Annotated in this window: 18 protein-coding genes; 6 read left to right on the top strand and 12 right to left on the bottom strand. The window is 67.1% G+C overall.

All coding sequences use genetic code 11. From position 1 onward, the window contains the following. Window positions 1–42 precede the first annotated feature (42 nt). Genes CE453_RS14985 through CE453_RS14970 form a run of 4 tightly spaced genes read right to left on the bottom strand, consistent with a single transcriptional unit; the run spans window position 43 to window position 3,648 of the window. Window positions 43–831 carry an amino acid ABC transporter ATP-binding protein gene (locus CE453_RS14985; protein ID WP_282568786.1) on the bottom strand — a complete coding sequence of 263 codons (789 nt, stop codon included), beginning with the start codon at window positions 829–831 and terminating at the stop codon, window positions 43–45. Then, window positions 831–1,748: an amino acid ABC transporter permease gene (locus CE453_RS14980; protein ID WP_089175317.1), complete on the bottom strand. Its 918-nt coding sequence runs from the start codon at window positions 1,746–1,748 to the stop codon at window positions 831–833. The genes CE453_RS14985 and CE453_RS14980 overlap by 1 nt, the downstream gene beginning before the upstream one ends. A gap of 3 nt (window positions 1,749–1,751) precedes the next feature. Beyond that, complete coding sequence (locus CE453_RS14975) at window positions 1,752–2,645, bottom strand: ABC transporter substrate-binding protein (protein WP_089175316.1); 894 nt, start codon at window positions 2,643–2,645, stop codon at window positions 1,752–1,754. Between the two features lie 31 nt (window positions 2,646–2,676). Next, complete coding sequence (locus tag CE453_RS14970; protein WP_089175315.1) at window positions 2,677–3,648, bottom strand: substrate-binding domain-containing protein; 972 nt, start codon at window positions 3,646–3,648, stop codon at window positions 2,677–2,679. A 95-nt stretch (window positions 3,649–3,743) separates the two neighbouring features. Between CE453_RS14970 and CE453_RS14965 the strand changes: the two genes are divergently transcribed. Continuing rightward, complete coding sequence (locus CE453_RS14965) at window positions 3,744–5,078, top strand: aminotransferase-like domain-containing protein (RefSeq protein WP_248307743.1); 1,335 nt, start codon at window positions 3,744–3,746, stop codon at window positions 5,076–5,078. 39 nt (window positions 5,079–5,117) lie between these two features. On the opposite strand, the gene sorB is transcribed toward CE453_RS14965, so the two are convergent. The 4 genes from sorB to CE453_RS14945 all read right to left on the bottom strand — a co-directional run bounded on the left by sorB (window position 5,118) and on the right by CE453_RS14945 (window position 8,238). After that, window positions 5,118–5,441, bottom strand: coding sequence for a SorB family sulfite dehydrogenase c-type cytochrome subunit (gene sorB / locus CE453_RS14960; protein WP_089175314.1), 324 nt, complete (start codon window positions 5,439–5,441; stop codon window positions 5,118–5,120). A gap of 11 nt (window positions 5,442–5,452) precedes the next feature. Continuing rightward, window positions 5,453–6,667 carry a SorA family sulfite dehydrogenase catalytic subunit gene (sorA, locus tag CE453_RS14955; RefSeq protein ID WP_089175313.1) on the bottom strand — a complete coding sequence of 405 codons (1,215 nt, stop codon included), beginning with the start codon at window positions 6,665–6,667 and terminating at the stop codon, window positions 5,453–5,455. 82 nt (window positions 6,668–6,749) lie between these two features. Next, entirely contained in the window at window positions 6,750–7,550 is an 801-nt protein-coding gene (locus CE453_RS14950) for an anti-sigma factor (RefSeq protein WP_157733046.1), read from the bottom strand. Then, window positions 7,540–8,238, bottom strand: coding sequence for an RNA polymerase sigma factor (locus CE453_RS14945; protein ID WP_248308079.1), 699 nt, complete (start codon window positions 8,236–8,238; stop codon window positions 7,540–7,542). The genes CE453_RS14950 and CE453_RS14945 overlap by 11 nt, the downstream gene beginning before the upstream one ends. A 75-nt stretch (window positions 8,239–8,313) precedes the next feature. Between CE453_RS14945 and CE453_RS14940 the strand changes: the two genes are divergently transcribed. The 4 genes from CE453_RS14940 (at window position 8,314) to rimO (ending at window position 11,911) form a co-directional block, all read left to right on the top strand. Beyond that, window positions 8,314–9,063 carry an SDR family NAD(P)-dependent oxidoreductase gene (locus CE453_RS14940; protein WP_089175310.1) on the top strand — a complete coding sequence of 250 codons (750 nt, stop codon included), beginning with the start codon at window positions 8,314–8,316 and terminating at the stop codon, window positions 9,061–9,063. 120 nt (window positions 9,064–9,183) lie between these two features. Then, entirely contained in the window at window positions 9,184–9,621 is a 438-nt protein-coding gene (locus CE453_RS14935; protein WP_089175309.1) for an OsmC family protein, read from the top strand. Then, the gene (locus tag CE453_RS14930) at window positions 9,618–10,484 is read left to right on the top strand and encodes a sulfurtransferase (RefSeq protein WP_089175308.1); all 867 of its coding nucleotides are present in this window, start codon (window positions 9,618–9,620) and stop codon (window positions 10,482–10,484) included. The genes CE453_RS14935 and CE453_RS14930 overlap by 4 nt, the downstream gene beginning before the upstream one ends. Window positions 10,485–10,567: 83 nt before the next feature. Continuing rightward, window positions 10,568–11,911 (top strand): 30S ribosomal protein S12 methylthiotransferase RimO, encoded by a 1,344-nt coding sequence (rimO, locus tag CE453_RS14925; protein ID WP_248308078.1) that lies wholly within the window; start codon window positions 10,568–10,570, stop codon window positions 11,909–11,911. A gap of 12 nt (window positions 11,912–11,923) precedes the next feature. Here the strand turns inward: rimO and CE453_RS28625 are convergent, their stop codons facing one another. After that, window positions 11,924–12,250 carry a hypothetical protein gene (locus CE453_RS28625; RefSeq protein WP_157733045.1) on the bottom strand — a complete coding sequence of 109 codons (327 nt, stop codon included), beginning with the start codon at window positions 12,248–12,250 and terminating at the stop codon, window positions 11,924–11,926. Between the two features lie 177 nt (window positions 12,251–12,427). Beyond that, entirely contained in the window at window positions 12,428–13,402 is a 975-nt protein-coding gene (locus CE453_RS14920; RefSeq protein WP_089177909.1) for a quinone oxidoreductase family protein, read from the bottom strand. Window positions 13,403–13,537: 135 nt separating this feature from the next. On the opposite strand from CE453_RS14920, the gene CE453_RS14915 reads away from it, so the two are divergent. Beyond that, a complete protein-coding gene (locus CE453_RS14915; protein ID WP_089175307.1) occupies window positions 13,538–14,728 on the top strand; it encodes a UbiH/UbiF family hydroxylase in 1,191 nt (396 codons plus the stop codon). On the opposite strand, the gene CE453_RS14910 is transcribed toward CE453_RS14915, so the two are convergent. Both CE453_RS14910 and CE453_RS14905 read right to left on the bottom strand, forming a co-directional pair. Further along, window positions 14,725–15,846 (bottom strand): CaiB/BaiF CoA transferase family protein, encoded by a 1,122-nt coding sequence (locus tag CE453_RS14910; RefSeq protein ID WP_089175306.1) that lies wholly within the window; start codon window positions 15,844–15,846, stop codon window positions 14,725–14,727. The genes CE453_RS14915 and CE453_RS14910 overlap by 4 nt on opposite strands. Window positions 15,847–15,854: 8 nt before the next feature. Continuing rightward, window positions 15,855–16,826 (bottom strand): AEC family transporter, encoded by a 972-nt coding sequence (locus CE453_RS14905; RefSeq protein WP_089175305.1) that lies wholly within the window; start codon window positions 16,824–16,826, stop codon window positions 15,855–15,857. Window position 16,827: the final 1 nt, after the last annotated feature.

Raw genomic sequence — 16,827 nt, 5'->3', positions numbered from 1 at the left:
TCTCAACTCGGGACAGGGCGGGCGTTCTGACGCCCGCCGCTCTCAGACCTTTTCGATGAAGCGGCTGAGGAACAGGCGCGTGCGCGGGTGCTGCGGGTTGCCGAGCACCTCCTGGGGCGGCCCCTGCTCCACCACGACGCCGCCATCCATGAAGACGACGCGGTCGGCCGCCTCGCGGGCGAAACCGATCTCGTGGGTGACGACGATCATCGTCAGGCCCTGCCCCGCAAGGTCGCGCATCACATTCAGCACCTCGCCGACGAGTTCGGGATCGAGCGCCGAGGTCGGCTCGTCGAACAGCATCAGCTTCGGCCGGATCGCGAGCGCCCGGGCAATGGCGACGCGCTGCTGCTGGCCGCCGGAGAGCTGGCGCGGATAGGCGTTCGCCTTCTCGGCCAGCCCGACGCGGGCGAGCAGCTCCATCGCATAGGCTTGCGCCTCGTTGCGCGGCTGCTTGTGCACGCCGACCGGCGCTTCGACGATGTTCTCCAGCGCCGTCATATGCGGGTAGAGGTTGAACTGCTGGAAGACCATGCCGATCTTGCGCCGCTGCACGGCGATGGCATGGTCCGACAGCTTCGTCAGCCGGTTGCCGCGGAGGGCGTAGCCGACCTGCTCGCCATCGACCTCGATGAAGCCGCGCTGGATCGATTCCAGATGGTTGATGCAGCGCAGGAAGGTCGACTTGCCCGAGCCCGAGGGCCCCAGCACGACGACGACCTCGCCCGGCGCGACGTCGAGATCGATGCCCTTCAGCACCTCGTTGTGGCCGAAGGATTTGTGGACGTTGCGGGCGCGCACCATCGGCGTGGCGCCCTCGGCAGCCTTGATCATGCGGGCTCCTCCACACGGACCGCCGGCTTGTCGGCCTGACCCGCGCCACGCTCGCCGCGCGCGTAGTAGCGTTCGATGAAGCCCTGCACCACGTTCAGGATCGAGGTGATGATCAGGTACCAGATCACCGCGACCATCAGCATCGGGATGACCTCGAAGGTGCGGTTGTAGATGTTCTGCACCGAATAGAGCAGGTCCGCCATGGCGATGACGCTGACGAGCGAGGTCGCCTTGATCATGCTGATGAGCTGGTTGCCGGTCGGCGGCACGATCGAGCGCATCGCCTGCGGGATGATGACGCGCCGGAGCGCGCGGGCGCGGGTCATGCCGAAGGCGTCGGTCGCTTCGACCTGCCCCTTGTCGACCGAGAGCAAGCCACCGCGGATGATCTCGGCCATATAGGCCGCCTCGTTGAGCGAGAGCCCAGCGATCGCCGCCGTCATCGGCGTGATCAGGTCGTTGGTGTTCCAGCTCGCCAGCACCGGGCCGAACGGGATTTTGATCGCGATTTCAGGGAACAGTGTCGAGAGGTTGTACCAGAAGATCAGCTGCACCAGGAGCGGCGTGCCGCGGAAGAACCAGATGAACAACCCAGCGAACGAGCTGAACATCCGGTCCTGCGACATGCGCGCGATGGCGAGGATGAGGCCGAGCGCCGTGCCCAGCGTCATCGCCACCACGGTCAGGCCCAGCGTGACGCCGAGCCCGCGCAGGACCGAGGCTTCGGTGAACCACTGGCCGACGATGGGCCAGCCGAAATTCGGGTTGCGCGCGACGATCCAGGCGAATTCCGCCGCCACGAACAGCACGAAGGCCCAGAGCAGCCAGCGCCCCCATTCGGGAGGCTGGTGCGCATTGGCGACGTCGCGTAGCGCCGCCTCCGCCGGGCCGGTTTCCACCGAAGCGTTCGCCATGGCTCAGTTCTGCGAGAGATTGATGCCGGGCGCCTCGATCTTGTTGTTCTCAAGCCCCCACTTCTTCATGATCGCGGCATAGGTGCCGTTGTCGACCAGGACCTTGATCGCGTCCTTCAGCACGCCGCCGAGCTCCGAGCCCTTCGGCACCACCGCGCCCTGGAACAGGTCGTTGAAGCCGTTGGACTTGCCGACGGCGGCCAGTTCCAGCTCGCCATTGGACTGCTGGACGAAATAGGTCAGCGGCGCCTGCGAGGAGAAGAAGGCATCGGCCCGCTTCGAACGGACGGCGAGGATCGAGGTCGGCTGGTCCGGATAGGACTGCACGGTTAGCACCGGCTTGCCCTCGGCGGCGCATTTCTCGGCCTGCGCCTTGATCACCTTCTCGGCCGAGCCGGCCGACTGCACGGCGATGCGCTTGCCGCAGGCGTCGTCCAGGCCGTTGATACCGCCCGGATTGCCCTTCTGCACGGCGAAGACGACGTATTCGCGCACCCAGTCGACGAAGTCATTGGCCTCCTGCCGCGACTTGAAGTCACCGACCGGCCCCATCGCGAACTGGTAGCGGCCGGCCTTGATGCCGGTCAGGATCGACGACAGGCCGTTCACCGTCGCGTGCTCGATCTTGATGCCGAGCAGTTCGCCGATGGCGTCGCCGAGATCGGCGCTGGCGCCCGTCACCTCGGTCGGGGACTGGACGATCTCGTAGGGCGGGAAGGAACCGCTGTTGACCGCAGTCATCTTGCCGGCGCTGCGGATCGTTTCCGGCAGGCGCGCGCGCAATGGCTCGTTTGTGCTCTGCTTGGCGATCTTCACGCTCGGATCGGCCTGGGCGAAGGCCGGTACGGCTGCGAGGGTGACGAAGGCAGCGGCGCAAGCCGCGATGCGAAGCTTCATGGTCGGTTCCCCTTATCTTCTACCGATGGGTTCAAGCCGCGGCAGCGAAGTTTTCGAGCGGCGGAAACAGCATATCCGGTGTCAGGTCCGTCTCGGCGAGTCCCTGGCTGCGGATCTCGTCAAGGAAGCCCGCGATCATTCGCCGGTTGGCTTCGAGCCCGCTGGCGTTCCAGCTGTCCGGCAGGTCGCGGCCGCAGCGGCCGAGCTCGTCGATGATCCAGGGGGTGGTGTCGGCGTATTTGCGACGTTTTTCGAGCCAGAGGCGCTGCGACTCGTCGATGAGGTCGCTCAGCGCCTGCGGCAGCCATGGGTGGCGCCGGGCGAAATCGGCCTTGAAGCCGAGGATATGGATGCCGGGCACGTAGCCGACCTCGCGAAAATAGGCGAGCTCAGCCCCAGGCAGATCGGTCAGCAAATGGCGGAACGGCGAATCCGGGGAGTAGAATCCCGGCGGCATGAAGGGCGTGAAGATGGCGTCGAGCTCGCCGTCGAGCAGCGCGTCGAGCATCGGCTTCTCGCCGGGCATGGCCTCGATCCGTCCCGGCCGGGCATAGGGGCCGAGCCGGTCGGTGATTGGATGGGCGGCGCTGAGTCGCCCTGCATACCAGCGCGCATCCTCGACGCCGATACCCGCAGGCGCCAGCGCCGCCCGCGTCCAGGTGTTGCCGGAATCCTGCCAACCCGTGACGCCGATGCGCGCGCCCTTCAGCTCCTCGAGCCTCGTCAGCCCACTGGTCCGGCTCGTGATGATGCAGCGGTGGCGGAAGCCGCGCATGACGAAATTCGGCACGCCGAAGATGCCGGCCTCGCCACGGCTGCGCCCGGTCGTGTAGCGGCTGAACGAAACCTCGCAGGCGTCATAGTCCGGGTCGGTCGCCAGGTCCTCGGGAAGCGTGCCGACGCGATCGACCTTCAATGCGATCCGCTCATCGGCGACATCGCCCAGCACGAGCGGCGTCACATAGTCCCAATCGCGCAAGGCCAGCCGGACCTCGACCTTCATCGACGCTCTCCGCATTGACAATTCGGCGAAGAATTGAATGTTCAGAAGCTGCGATCAATCATTATTACGTTATCGAACAATATCGGACACCCGCTGTGGCAGACAGGACAGATGATGCGGCCTGGTTCGCTGGCCAGCTCTCCGACGTCAGCGCGCGTGGAATCGCGAACCAGACCGCGACGCTGATCCGCCGCGGCGTACTGCCCGCCGGCGTCAAACTGCCAACCGTGCGTGACCTTGCCTACAGGCTCGGCATCAGTCCCGCGACCGTCTCCGAAGCCTGGAGCGAGTTGCGCCACCAGCGCATGATCGAGGGACGCGGCCGCTCCGGCAGCTGGGTGACGGGCGATACGATCGGCCCGCGCCCTGCCCGCACCGGTACTTCGGGCCTCTTCGGCGATGACGTGCTCGACCTGTCGCTCTCCGTACCGGACACGGCCGTGCTGCCGCCCCTGGACAAGGCACTGCGGCACGCGGCGGGAGCGCGGAACCTGCACAGCTACGAGCGCACGCCGATCCTCGACAGCCTGCGCCTCGCGGTCGAGCGGCGCTGGCCCTATGAACCGGAAACCTTCCTAGCCACCAATGGCGGCTACAACGCCTTCTACTCGGCTGTTCATGCGCTGATCATGCCGGGGGCGACCGTGGCGATCGAGGATCCGACGGCCATGCGCCTGCTCGACATCCTCGAAGATCGGGGCGCGCGCCCCCTGCCCGTCGCCTGCGATGCGGAGGGGCCGCTGCCAGAGGCGTTGGCGCAGGCGCTGGCCCATAAACCGACCGCCTTCGTCTACCAGCCACGCACGCATTCGGTGACCGGGCGGCGCGTCAGCCCGGCGCGCCTCGATGCGCTGGCAGCCGTGCTGGCGGAAAGCGACACGCTGATCATCGAGGATGACGGCATCGGCGAGGTCTCGCCCTTGCCGCCGGCGAGCCTCGGCAGCCGGTTTCCCGACCGGGTCATCCACATCCTGTCCTTCTCGAAATCGCATGGCCCGGATCTGCGCCTGGCCGTGCTTTCGGCTCCCGCCGCGATCCGGCGCCAGATCCAGTCCTATCGCAGCTTCAGCTCGGGATGGACGAGCCGGCTGCTGCAGGAGATGACGGCGTGGCTGCTCACCGACGACGACACCAGGGCGCGTCTGGCGGCGAACCGGCACCTCTATGCCGAGCGGCGTGCAGCGCTGGTTACGGCGCTCGGCATGCAGGGCATCGCGATCCCGCCCGGCGACGGCCTTTGCATCTGGGTGCCGGTCGCCTCCGAGCAATTCGCGCTGGTCACGTTGGCAGCGCGACGCATCGCCGTTCTTCCCGGCAGCAAATGCGCGGTGATGCCGACCCGGCATATCCGCGTCGCGACGGCGATCCTCGCCGACAACTACGAGCATGTCGCGCGATCGATCCGGCTCGCGGCCAATGGCGAAGGTTGAAGCAGGGCGCCTCGTGCCGGGGCAAGAGGCGCCCCTCGCTCAATAGGTTTGGCCGAGATACTCGGCGATGGCCTTGGCGTCCTTCTCGTCGATCGGCGCCTTGTAGACCTTGATCATCTTCTGGACCTCGGCCTCCCAGAAGGCATGGCCCTTCTTGCCCGGCTGGTAGTTGATGTAGTCGGTCGAATGGCAGGCCGTGCAGTTGTTTTTTGCGGCCTCGAAGCCGGGCTCGGGACCGGGCTTGAACGTCGCCGTCTCGTCCGGAAGCTTGTAGGTCTTCGGAGCGGCGAGCGCGGGAACGGCAAAGCCGAGCGCCAGGACGAACGCGGCGCCGAGCGCGCGGGAACGGGTGATCATGGACATGACAATCTCCCTCACGCCGCCATGACGCGCGTCGTCTCGACGACGTTGCGCATGTAGCCGGACGGGTTCCAGAGCGGCTGCATCGGCTGGGTCTGGCCCTTGGCGTTGGTCGCCTTGACCATCAGCTTCTGCTCGCCGGCAGCGACAGCGACATTCGCCTTCCATTCGCGGAAGGAGTACTTGCCCAGGTCCTGGCCGAGGCTGGCCTTGACCCAGGACTTGCCGCCGTCGCCGGAAACCTGGACCTCGGCGATGCCGGAGCCGCCGTCGAAGGCGATGCCGCGCAGCGCCACCTCGCCAGCTTTCACCTTCGCGCCGTCCAGCACATTGGTGATGAAGGAGCGGACGTTGAAACGGTTGATCGGAATCGTCGCCGTCGGCGATTTCCCCGGCTCGACGCAGGCGCAGTCATTGTCGGGAATCCGGTAGGCCGTCTTCATCCAGAAGCTGTCGAGCTCCTTGTCGAGCACCGTGATCTCGTTGAGGTGCTTGACCCAATAGGTGCCGTAATAGCCCGGCACGACCAGGCGCAGCGGATAGCCGTTGAGCCAGGGGAGATCCGTCCCGTTCATGGCATAGGCGAGCATCACTTCGCCATCGCGAGCGTGGTCGAGCGCGAGCGCCTTGGTAAAGTCGGGCGTATCGGGCGCAGCCGGACCGTCGAGTCCGGCGAAGGCCACCTGCACGGCTCCCGCCTGGACACCGGCCTTCTCCAGCACGGTCTTCAACGAAACGCCGCGCCAGCGCGCATTGCCCATCGCACCATTGCCGAGCTGGCCGCCCGCCACACGCGGTTCGACGAAGCCGCGGCTATTGCCGGAGCACTGGTTGACGGCGACGATCTCGACGGCGGGCATGCTCTTCAGCTCACGCAGCGACAGCGACAGCGGCTTCGCCACCTTGCCCTTCACCTCGAGCCGAAACTTGTCCGGGTCGATCTCCAGCGGGATGTCCGCGAGATGATAGCGCACGAAGAACGCATCGTTGGGTGTGATGACACCCTCGTTGAAAACCGAGAACGGCGTCTCGAGCTGCGGCGGCCGCGCGGTCTGCTGGATCAGGGGGCGCTTGCCGGGCACCTTGACGAGCTCGCGCTCACCATTCTCGAAGGGCAGCTTGACGGTTTCGGTGGCGAAGGCCGAGAATCGCGAACCGCCGATCGCGACGGCTCCCAGCCCCAATGCGGCCCTCCCGGCAGATGTCAGCATCTGTCGTCTGTTCAACATGGCATTTCTCCCGAGGACACATTCCTCGAAAGACAAAGACGCGCAGGAGCGTCGATTTATTCCATCTCGAGAAAACCCGCGATCAGGCTCCGCAGGGCTCGCCGATCTTCGGCACCTCCCTGAGGGCCGCGACCAGCTCCTCGCTCGGCGCCTGCTGCTGGCGGATCAGCTTCGCGATCAGATCGGCCAGACGGTCGAGCCGCGCCGGATCCATGCCGCGGCTGAGCAGCGCGTAGTCGGCCTCTGCCGTGCTCCAGGCGCGGATGCGCAGGCCATCGCGGTCGCTCGCCGCCGGCGTGTCACCCCACTGCCGCGAATGAGGAGCCATCCAGAGGCCGAGCCGGCAGCCATGCGGGCCGCGATAGCCGGCCAGAAGCCCTCCATCGCGCGATGTCGGATCAAGCGACAGATAGCCGAGTTCGAGCGCGGAGGCGCTGAGATCGGGAAGGTGCCGACTGCGCGCGGCGGCGAGATCGACCTGGACGCGCGGCGCCGGCGCGTCGGCCGGGCGCGCGTCGATCCAGTGCCGATGCGCCGCGACCGCAGCAGTCAGGCCCGCATCGGGCGTCGCCGCAGGCTCGACGGAACGCAGTACAAAAAGGCCGAGGCAGGCCGCGAGCGCCAGACTGGCGGCGATGAGCAAGGCCACCCCCGGACGCCGGCGCCGCGGCAGCACCAGGGCCGGCGCCGCAGCTTCGGACGGCAGGCGACGTGTCACGGCGCGCAGCCGCGACAACGTCGCGACCTGTTCGGCGAGCCTGGGATCACGCGCGACCGCCGCGGCGACATCGGCCGCCTCATTCGGCGAAAGCTCGTCGTCGACATAGGCGCTCAACCTGTCCCAGGAGACCGTCTCGCCCGAAGCTGACGTTTCACTGTGCATGTCGGCGTCTCGACTCGATCGGGCGCAGGTTCTCGCGCTCGATCACGGCCAGCAGGGCCTGCCTCGCCCGGCTCAGCCGGCTCATGATCGTTCCTTGCGGTACGCCCAGGATGGATGCGACCTCGCCATAGCGGAAACCGGCCAGATCGACCAGTTCGATGATCTCGCGATGGGTCGGTGCGATCTGCCTCAACGCCTGCCGCACGGTGATCTCCGCGATGATGCCGTCGTCATAGCGGTGGTCGAAGCCATTCGGCGCCGATCCGGTATCCGCCTCCTCGTCGCGGCGATGGTCGCGGCGATAACTGTCGATCCAGCTGTTGCGGACGATCGTGAACAGCCAGGCGCGAACCGCTTCCGGGCGCGGCTGCGCGCCCCGGTTCCCGAGGGCCTTGAGGGCGCAGGACTGGACCAGGTCCGCGGCAGCGTCGGGATTGTCGGTCAGGCGCAGCGCATAGGAAAAAAGGCTCTTCCAGTTGCTGCGCAGCGCGTCTTCGATCATCGCTCTCAGGGCGACACCTCTTGATCCGATGGCGGCTTCGCGCGGCTCCCCGCTCCCGCCCTTGTCGACTGCGACAACCCCCAATCGCGTTTGCCAGGGGAATCTATCGCAGCGATCGTACCACTTCGAGAGCGCCCGGGCGACGAGCCTTACACTCCAACCGCGAACCGGAGGGATGGCAGCCATGCCGGCCGCACCTGAGACCGCCCCCGTCGCAACCGCTATAAGGATGCCCTACGCTATCAGGAAGGAAATGCCCGCATGGCCAAGGAATTCACCGGCAAGCGCGTGATCGTGATGGGAGGCAGCCGCGGCATCGGACGCTCCATCGCGCTGGGCTTCGCAGCGGGCGGTGCCTCCGTCTCGATCTGCGCCCGGGGAGCCGGTCCGCTCGAGGCGACGCGCCGGGAGATCGAGGCGCTCGGCGTCACGGCTCACGCGGCCAGCGTCGATCTCGCCGACGCGGGTGCGATCGCCGCCTATGTGCCCGAGGCCGTGAAGGCTCTCGACGGGCTGGACGTCCTCGTCAACAACGCCTCCGGCTTCGGCCAGACGGACGACGAGGAAGGCTGGGCTGCCTCGTTCGACATCGACATGATGGCGATCGTCCGCGGCAGCCACGCCGCGATCCCCCACATGAAGCCGGGCTCGTCGATCGTGAATGTCTCGTCGATCTCGGCCCTGCGAGCCTCGTCGCGCGCGGCGCCCTACGGCGCGATCAAGGCGGCGGTGATGCACTATACGGCGAGCCAGGCGAAGATGCTGTCGCGGCAGGGCATCCGGGTGAACTGCGTCGCGCCCGGCTCGATCGAGTTCCCGGGCGGCACCTGGGAGGACCGCAAGACCTCGAACCCCACGCTCTATCAGGCGACGCTGGCCAACATCCCCTTCGGCCGGATGGGCAAACCCGAGGAGATCGCCGAAGTCGTGCTCTTCCTCGCCTCCGACAAGGCGAGCTGGGTCACGGCCCAGAGCATCGTCGTCGACGGCGGGCAGCTCGTCGGACCCTGATCCTGGCCGATCCGGCAGCCTCGAAAACCGGTTTCCACTTTTCCGCGCGATGCCATAGCCTCCGCCTCCGAATCCCGCCGCAGCGAAAGCGGCGGTCCTCGATCGGTATGGGAGATCGCGATGAAGGCACGCGCGAAATGGGTGGAAGGCATGGCCTTCATGGGCGAGGCCGGCAGCGGCCATGCCGTGATGATGGACGGCGCCCCTGAATATGGTGGCCGCAATATCGGCATCCGGCCGATGGAGATGCTGCTGATCGGACTTGCCGGCTGCACCGGCTTCGACGTCGTCAGCATCCTCAAGAAGGGTCGCGAGGCGGTGACCGGCTGCGAGGTCGAGGTCGAGGCCGAGCGCGCCACGACCGACCCCAAGGTCTTCACGAAGATCCACCTGCATTACCGGATCTCCGGCAAGGGCCTGTCGCGGGCCAAGGCCGAGCGGGCCGTCACATTGTCGAAGGAAAAATACTGTTCCGCTTCGATCATGCTCGGGGCAACCGCCGAGATGAGCTACGACCTCGACGTGATCGACGAATTGCAGAAGGACGACGCTGCATGAGCCAGCCCGCACTCGCAGGACTGATCGCGCCGGACGCCCTCGCCGCCCGGCTCGGCGACGACAATCTCGTCATCATCGACATCCGCACCGCCGCGGATGGCGGCCGCGAAGCCTTCGAGGCTAGCCACATCCCCGGCGCCGTCCATTCCGACTATGCCGCCGATGGCTGGCGCGCCAGGGTCGGCAACGCGCCGGGCATGCTGCCGCCCACCGACCATCTCGCCGCTCTGGCCGGCCGCCTCGGCATCAAGCCGCATGACGAGATCGTCATCGTCCCGGCCGGCACGGCAGCGACCGACTTCGCCGCGGCGGCGCGCGTCTACTGGACGCTCAAGTTCATCGGTCACGGCCAGCAGGCCATTCTCGACGGCGGCTTCAAGGGCTGGACGAGCGATGCGAAGCGCCCGGTCGAGAGCGGCCCGTCGCGGCCGAGGAGCGCGGCGCCCTACCCGGTCGTCGCGCAGCAGCAGTTGCGGAGCACAACCGACGCGACCCTGATCGCCGCGCGCAGCAAGCAGGCGAGCCTCGTCGATGCGCGTGGCCCGAGCTATTTCGAGGGCCGCGAGAAGGCGGCCGAGGCGACGCGCGGCGGCCACATCCCCGGCGCGATCCCGCGCGACTACGCCGGCGCCTTCGAGCCCGGCACAGGCAAGCTCAAGTCCCGGGCCGAATTGGAAAAACTCTTCGCCGTGGTGCCGCAAGGGCCGGCCGTCTCCTACTGCAACACCGGCCATTCGGCCGCGGCGAACTGGTTCGTGCTGTCCGAGCTCCTCGGTCGTGACGAGGTCGCGCTCTACGATGGCTCGATGACCGACTGGACGCAGGATCCCGAGCGGCCGGTGGCGACCGGCCCGGCGGGCTGAACGCTCGTTTGGATTGCCAAACAGGCTGAAAAGGTTCAAAGGAGGCGCCGCCCGCGCGCCGCGATGCGTTGGCGCCTCCTGACATGCTGGACATAAGCCATCAGCCGATGAACGCCGTCGCGCCGAAAATCTCCTTCGTTTCGCTGGGTTGCCCCAAGGCGCTCGTCGATTCCGAGCGGATCATCACCTCGCTGCGCTCCGAGGGCTACGAGCTCTCGAAGAGCCATTCCGGTGCCGACCTCGTCATCGTCAACACCTGCGGCTTCCTCGATTCTGCCAAGGCGGAATCGCTCGAGGCGATCGGTTCGGCCATGGCCGAGAACGGCAAGGTCATCGTCACCGGCTGCATGGGCGCCGAGCCGGAGCAGATCCGCGACGCCTTTCCGAACGTGCTCGCGATCACCGGCCCGCAGGCCTATGAGAGCGTCGTCTCGGCCGTCCATCAGGCCGTACCGCCGAAGCACGACCCCTTCATCGATCTCGTGCCGGACCAGGGCGTGAAGCTGACGCCACGGCACTATGCCTATCTCAAGATTTCAGAGGGTTGCAACAATCGCTGCACCTTCTGCATCATCCCGAAGCTGCGCGGCGACCTCGTCTCGCGGCCGATCGGCGATGTGCTGCGCGAGGCCGAGAAGCTGGCCAAGGCCGGCGTCAAGGAACTGCTGGTGATCTCGCAGGACACCAGCGCCTACGGGCTCGACATCAAGTATGCGCCCTCGATGTGGAAGGACCGCGAGGTCCGCACCCGCTTCTTCGAGCTCGCCCGCGAACTGGGCCAGATGGGGATGTGGGTGCGCCTGCACTACGTCTACCCCTATCCGCATGTCGACGAGGTCATCCCCCTGATGCAGGAAGGGATCGTCCTGCCCTATCTCGACATCCCCTTCCAGCACGCTTCGCCCAACGTGCTCAAGGCGATGAAGCGCCCGGCCCATCAGGACCGCACGCTCGACCGAATCCGGAAATGGCGCGAGATCTGTCCGGATCTCGCCATCCGCTCGACCTTCATCGTCGGTTTCCCCGGCGAGACCGAGGAGGACATGGAGATCCTGCTCGACTGGCTGAAGGAAGCGAAGCTGGAGCGTGTCGGCTGCTTCAAATACGAGCCGGTGAAGGGTGCTCCCGCCAACGACCTCGGCTTCGCCCTCGTCCCCGAGGAGGAGAAGGAAGCCCGCTGGCACCGCTTCATGAAGGCGCAGGCCGAGATTTCCGCCCGCATCGTCAAGGGTCGCGTGGGCAAGCGCATCCCGGTCATCATCGACGAGGCTGGGCCAACCGTCGCCAAGGGCCGCTCGAAATGGGACGCGCCCGAGATCGACGGCAATGTCTATATCGCGAGCCGGCGCCCCTTGCGGCCGGGCGACATCGTCACCGTGAAGATCGAGCGTGCCGACGCTTACGACCTCCACGGCATCGCCGTCTGAGGCGTTCCGCTCTCAATTGAAGGTGCAGAGGCGGCGGACCGGCCGGCCGTTGCGGTCGCGCGCCGGGCCGAGGCTGCTGCAGGCATCGGCGGCCGCGACCACCTCGGACTGCCCGACCTGCCTCGGCGGCTCGGTGCAGAAGCCGGCACCGCAATCCGTCGCCGCGTAGCGCAGCCGCACGGGACCGGGAACGCGAACCCGCCCCAGCTCGGCCCCTTTCAGAATGGCGGCGGGAACCGGGCCTTGCGTGCGCCATCCCCGGAGTTGCTGTGCCAGCGCAACGCCGGAAAGACCTACAATACCCAGAAGAAAGATGACTGCCTGAAACCGGGTCGACATGACCGTCGTCCTGAATGAACGTCAGCATTGCGCTGGCGCTCATTCGTCGCGGCATCTCGCCGAAAGGTTCACGTGCCCAACAAATTCACGTGCCCAACAAAAATGCGCCCGGCAAACCGGGCGCATAACGAGATCGTTGCCGAACATCGGGCTCGGATTTGCCGAGACTGATGCGAGTCAGGGAATCAGAACCGTGGAGCCGGTCGTACCGCGCGATTCCAGGGCGCGATGAGCTTCGGCAGCGTCCTTCAGCGGGAAGGTGGCATTGACCTGCACCTTGACCTTGCCGGAGAGCACGGCGTCGAACAGGTTCTTCGCCATCGCGACTATGGTCTCGCGCTTTGCGGTGTGGGTGACTAGCGTCGGGCGGGTCACATAGAGCGAGCCCTTGCTGGCCAGGATGCCGAGGTTGAAGGATTCGACGGCGCCGGAGGCATTGCCGAAGGAAACCATCAGGCCGAAGGGCTTCAGCGTGTCGAGCGACTTCATGAAGGTGTCCTTGCCGACGCCGTCATAGACCACGTTGCAGAGCGCGCCGCCGGTGATCTCCTTCACCCGTGCGACGAAATCCTCCTCGCGGTAGTTGATGACATGGTCGGCGCCGTTGGCCTTGGCCAGTGCGACCTTTTCCTTCGAGCCGGCCGTGCCGATCACGGTCGCGCCCAGCGCCTTGCCCCACTGGCAGAGAATCAGGCCGGTGGCGCCAGCCGCCGCATGGACCAGGATGGTGTCGCCCGGCTTCACCTTGTAGGTCCGGTGCAGCAGGTACTCGGCGGTCAGCCCCTTCAGCATCATGCTGGCGGCGGCCTCGTAGGAAATGCCCTCTGGCAGCGAGACGGCCGCGGCGGCCGGCACGATGCGCTCCTCGGCATAGGCGCCGAGCGTCGAGACGACGACGACCCGGTCGCCGACCTTGAAATCCGTCACGTTCGGCCCGACCGCCAGCACGTCGCCGGCACTCTCGTTGCCCAGGGTGAAGGGCAGCTGCGGCGCGGGATAAAGTCCCGAGCGGAAATAGGTGTCGATGAAATTGAGGCCGATGGCGCGGTTGCGGATGAGGATTTCGCCCGGCCCGGGCTGCGGCAGCGCGACGTCCTCGAACACCAGGACTTCCGGACCGCCGGTCTTGTGCGCGCGAATGGCTTTGACCATGAGAAGCATCTCCCTCGATGAATGGTTCCAGCATAGTTCATCGCCCATGCAAGCAGCATCCTCGCGCAATGCAAGGCGCCCCTTGCGACTTTGCGGCCCGTGGCCAAAACGCCGCCTATCGGCTAGCGAAGGAGCATGAGCACGTACGCCGACGAACCGGTCGATATCGCCATCGTGGGAGCCGGCCCCGTCGGGCTCGCCGCGGCCCTCGCTCTGGCGACCGAGGGGCGCAGCGTCGCCCTGCTCGGCCCGCTGGCGACGCCTCGGGACGGACGCACCGTCGCTCTGCTCGACAGCTCCTGGCGCCTGCTTGCCGAATTGGGCGTTCAGGATGGGCTGATCGAGAAGGCCGCACCGCTCGCCGTGATGCGCCTCGTCGACGACAGCGGCAGCCTGTTCCGCCAGCCGCCCGTCGAGTTCCGCGCTTCCGAGATTGGGCTCGACGCCTTCGGCTGGAACATCGAGAACGCCGACCTGACCGAAGCCTTGGCCGACGCCGCCAGGGCACGGCCGGGCCTGCGCCTGCTGCCGGGGCTCGTCCGTGTGATCGAATCCGAGGACGGCGCAGTAAGGCTGTCGGGCGAGGGTTTCGCACCGCTCAGGGCGCGGCTGATCGTCGGCGCGGATGGCCGCAATTCTCAGGTCCGCGCCGCCGCCGGCATCGCCAGCCGCGATTGGCGTTATCCGCAGGTCGCGCTGACCGGCATCTTCGAACACCGTCGCGACCACCGCGAGACCTCGACCGAATTCCACACCCGCCGGGGGCCCTGCACGCTCGTCCCCCTGCCCGGCCGGCGCTCCTCGTTGGTCTGGCTGCTCGCGCCCGAGGAAGCGGAAGCCGTGGCGGCCCTCGACGATGCCGCCTTCGCCAATCGTGTGGAACGCCAGGTACAGTCGCTGCTCGGCGCGATGCGCGTCGCCGGGCCGCGCGGACGCATCCCGATGGGCGGGCTTTCCGTCGACCGCTTTGCCGCCGGCCGCATGGCACTGATCGGCGAGGCCGCGCATGTCTTCCCGCCGATCGGGGCACAGGGTCTCAATCTCGGCCTGCGCGACGTCGCGGCGCTGCGTGATGCGGTGATCGGTACGGAAGATCCGGGCGCTCAGTCTGTCACGGCGGCCTATGACGCCGCGCGCGGCACCGATGTCCGGTTGCGGACAGGTGCCGTCGATGCCCTCAACCGCACGCTCCTCACCGACCTGATGCCGGCCGACCTGATGCGCGGCGCGGGACTTCTGGCCCTGTCGCGGATCGGGCCGTTGCGGCGCTTCGTGATGCGGCAAGGGCTGGCCGGCGGGGCGGAGACGCGCCGCAGCGCCGTCTAACGTTTCTCCAGCACCGCTTCGGTGTCGGCACCGCTCCCTGCGACGCGACGCACGCCGGCCGTCTGGGTGCGGAATGCGGGGGCCAGCGGCAAGGGGGTCGAGACAAGGCGGCGGCCGCCGGGCTCCTCGGCCTGGGCCTCGAGCAGGCCGCGCGCCGCAACATGTGGGTCGGAGATCGCCTCTTCCAGCGTGCGGACTACGGTGCAGCAGCAGTCGAGCGGCTCCAGCCTGCCACGCCAATGTGCCGCGCTCTCGCCGGCGATGATCGCGGCGATGGCAGCCCGTGTCGCTTGCGGATTGCGGCGGTCGTCGCGCAACGCCTCGTCGAGGCTGATACCGTCGCAGAAACCCTGCCAGAATTTCGGCTCCAGCGCGCCGACGGCGAGGAACCAGCCATCGGCAGTAGCGTAGAGGCCGTAGCGCGGGCTCGCGCCCGTCAGCAGCCCCTCGCCGCCCTCGGGAAAGGAGCCGGTCGCCTGCCCCTGTGCCAGCCCGTACCAGGCAAATGTCGGCATGGCGTCGGCCATGGCGATGTCGAGATGGCAGCCCTGCCCGCTGCGTCCGCGCTGCAGCAGCGCCAGCAGGATGTTGAGCACGGCCGGCATGGTGCCGCCGGCAATGTCGGCGACGAGCGGCGGCGGTAGAGGCGGCGGCGCGCCACGCTGCAGCGACTGGCCGAGCAGGCCGCCGATCGCCTGGTAGTTGATGTCGTGCCCGGCCTCCTGCGCGCGCGGCCCGTCCTGGCCGTAGCCGCTGATCGAACAGTAGATCAGGCGCGGGTTGAGCGCCTTCAGCGTCTCGTAGCCGAAGCCGAGGCGCTCCATCACGCCAGGACGGAACTGCTCGATCAGGATATCGGCCTCAACGATCAGCGGCTTCAGCCTCTCCAGCGCGTCGCGCGCCTTCAGATCGATCTCGACGCTCTGCTTCCCCCTGTTGAGCACGGCGAAAGGCGCCGCGGTCTCGCCGAAGCGGGGCGGGAATCCGCGCATGTCCTCCCCGCCCGGCCGTTCGAGCTTGACGACGCGCGCGCCGGCCTCGGACAGGAACAGGCTGGCGAGCGGCCCCGGCAACAATGTCGAGAAATCAAGAACCAGCAGGTCGTCGAGCGGCAGCATGCGCTTCCTCAGTGGAAGAGATCAGCCGTTATCCTGCCTGTCTTCACCAGCCACAGGAAGCCCGGCAGCGTGATAATCGACACGATCGTGCCGACGAGGATGCAGGCCGAGGCACGCTCGACACCGACCTTGTACTGCGTCGAGATGACGAAGATGTTCAGCGCCGGCGGCAGCGCAGCCATGATGATCGCCGCATAGATCCAGTTCACCGGAATGCCGCCGATGGCGAACAGCAGCAGCCAGACCAGCAGCGGATGCAGCAGGAGCTTGATCGCGACGAGGCCCGGCACCTCGCCCGGCATCGACTTCATCGGCCTCAGCGCCACGGTGACGCCGAGCAGGAAAAGCGCGCAGGGCGCCGCTGCCTGCGAGAGCCAGAGCACCATGCGGTCGACCGCCATCGGCAGCTCGACCTTGAAATAGCTCGCCAGCACGCCGGCCAGCGTCGCGACGTTGAAGGGATGGGTGAGCACGCGCCAGACCACCTCGCGCGTCGTCGCCAGAGCGCTCTTCTTCTCGACGCCGGCCAGCGCCATCAGGAACGGCACGAGCGAGAACAGCAGGATGTTGTCGAAGACGAAGATCAGCACGACCGGTGCGCTGGCATCGGGGCCGAGCGCGGCCAGGATCAGCGGCGGCCCCATATAGCCGATATTGGAATAGGCGCCCGCGACGCCCTGCATCACGGCCTGCGGCATGTTCCCATGCGTATGCTTCAGCCCGAGCGCGAAGGAGAGGCAGAAGGCGCAGAATGTCGCCGTGGTGGTGCAGAGAATGAACTTCCAGTTGGCGAGTTCGCTCAGCGGCTTGTCGGCGATCAGCCGGTAGAACAGCGGCGGCAGCGCGACATAGATCAGGAAGAACTGCAGCCAGGCCAAACCCTCCTCAGGCAACTGTTTCCAGCGGCCGATGACGAAGCCGAGCAGGATCAGCCCGAAAAAGGGCGCGACCAGATTGAAGATGCTGAGAAGGTCGACCATC

Source organism: Bosea sp. AS-1, from assembly GCF_002220095.1.
Taxonomy (GTDB): Bacteria; Pseudomonadota; Alphaproteobacteria; order Rhizobiales; family Beijerinckiaceae; genus Allobosea.
The sequence above is the reverse complement of the archived record's forward strand: the minus strand, read 5'-3'. Positions and strand labels throughout refer to the sequence as shown.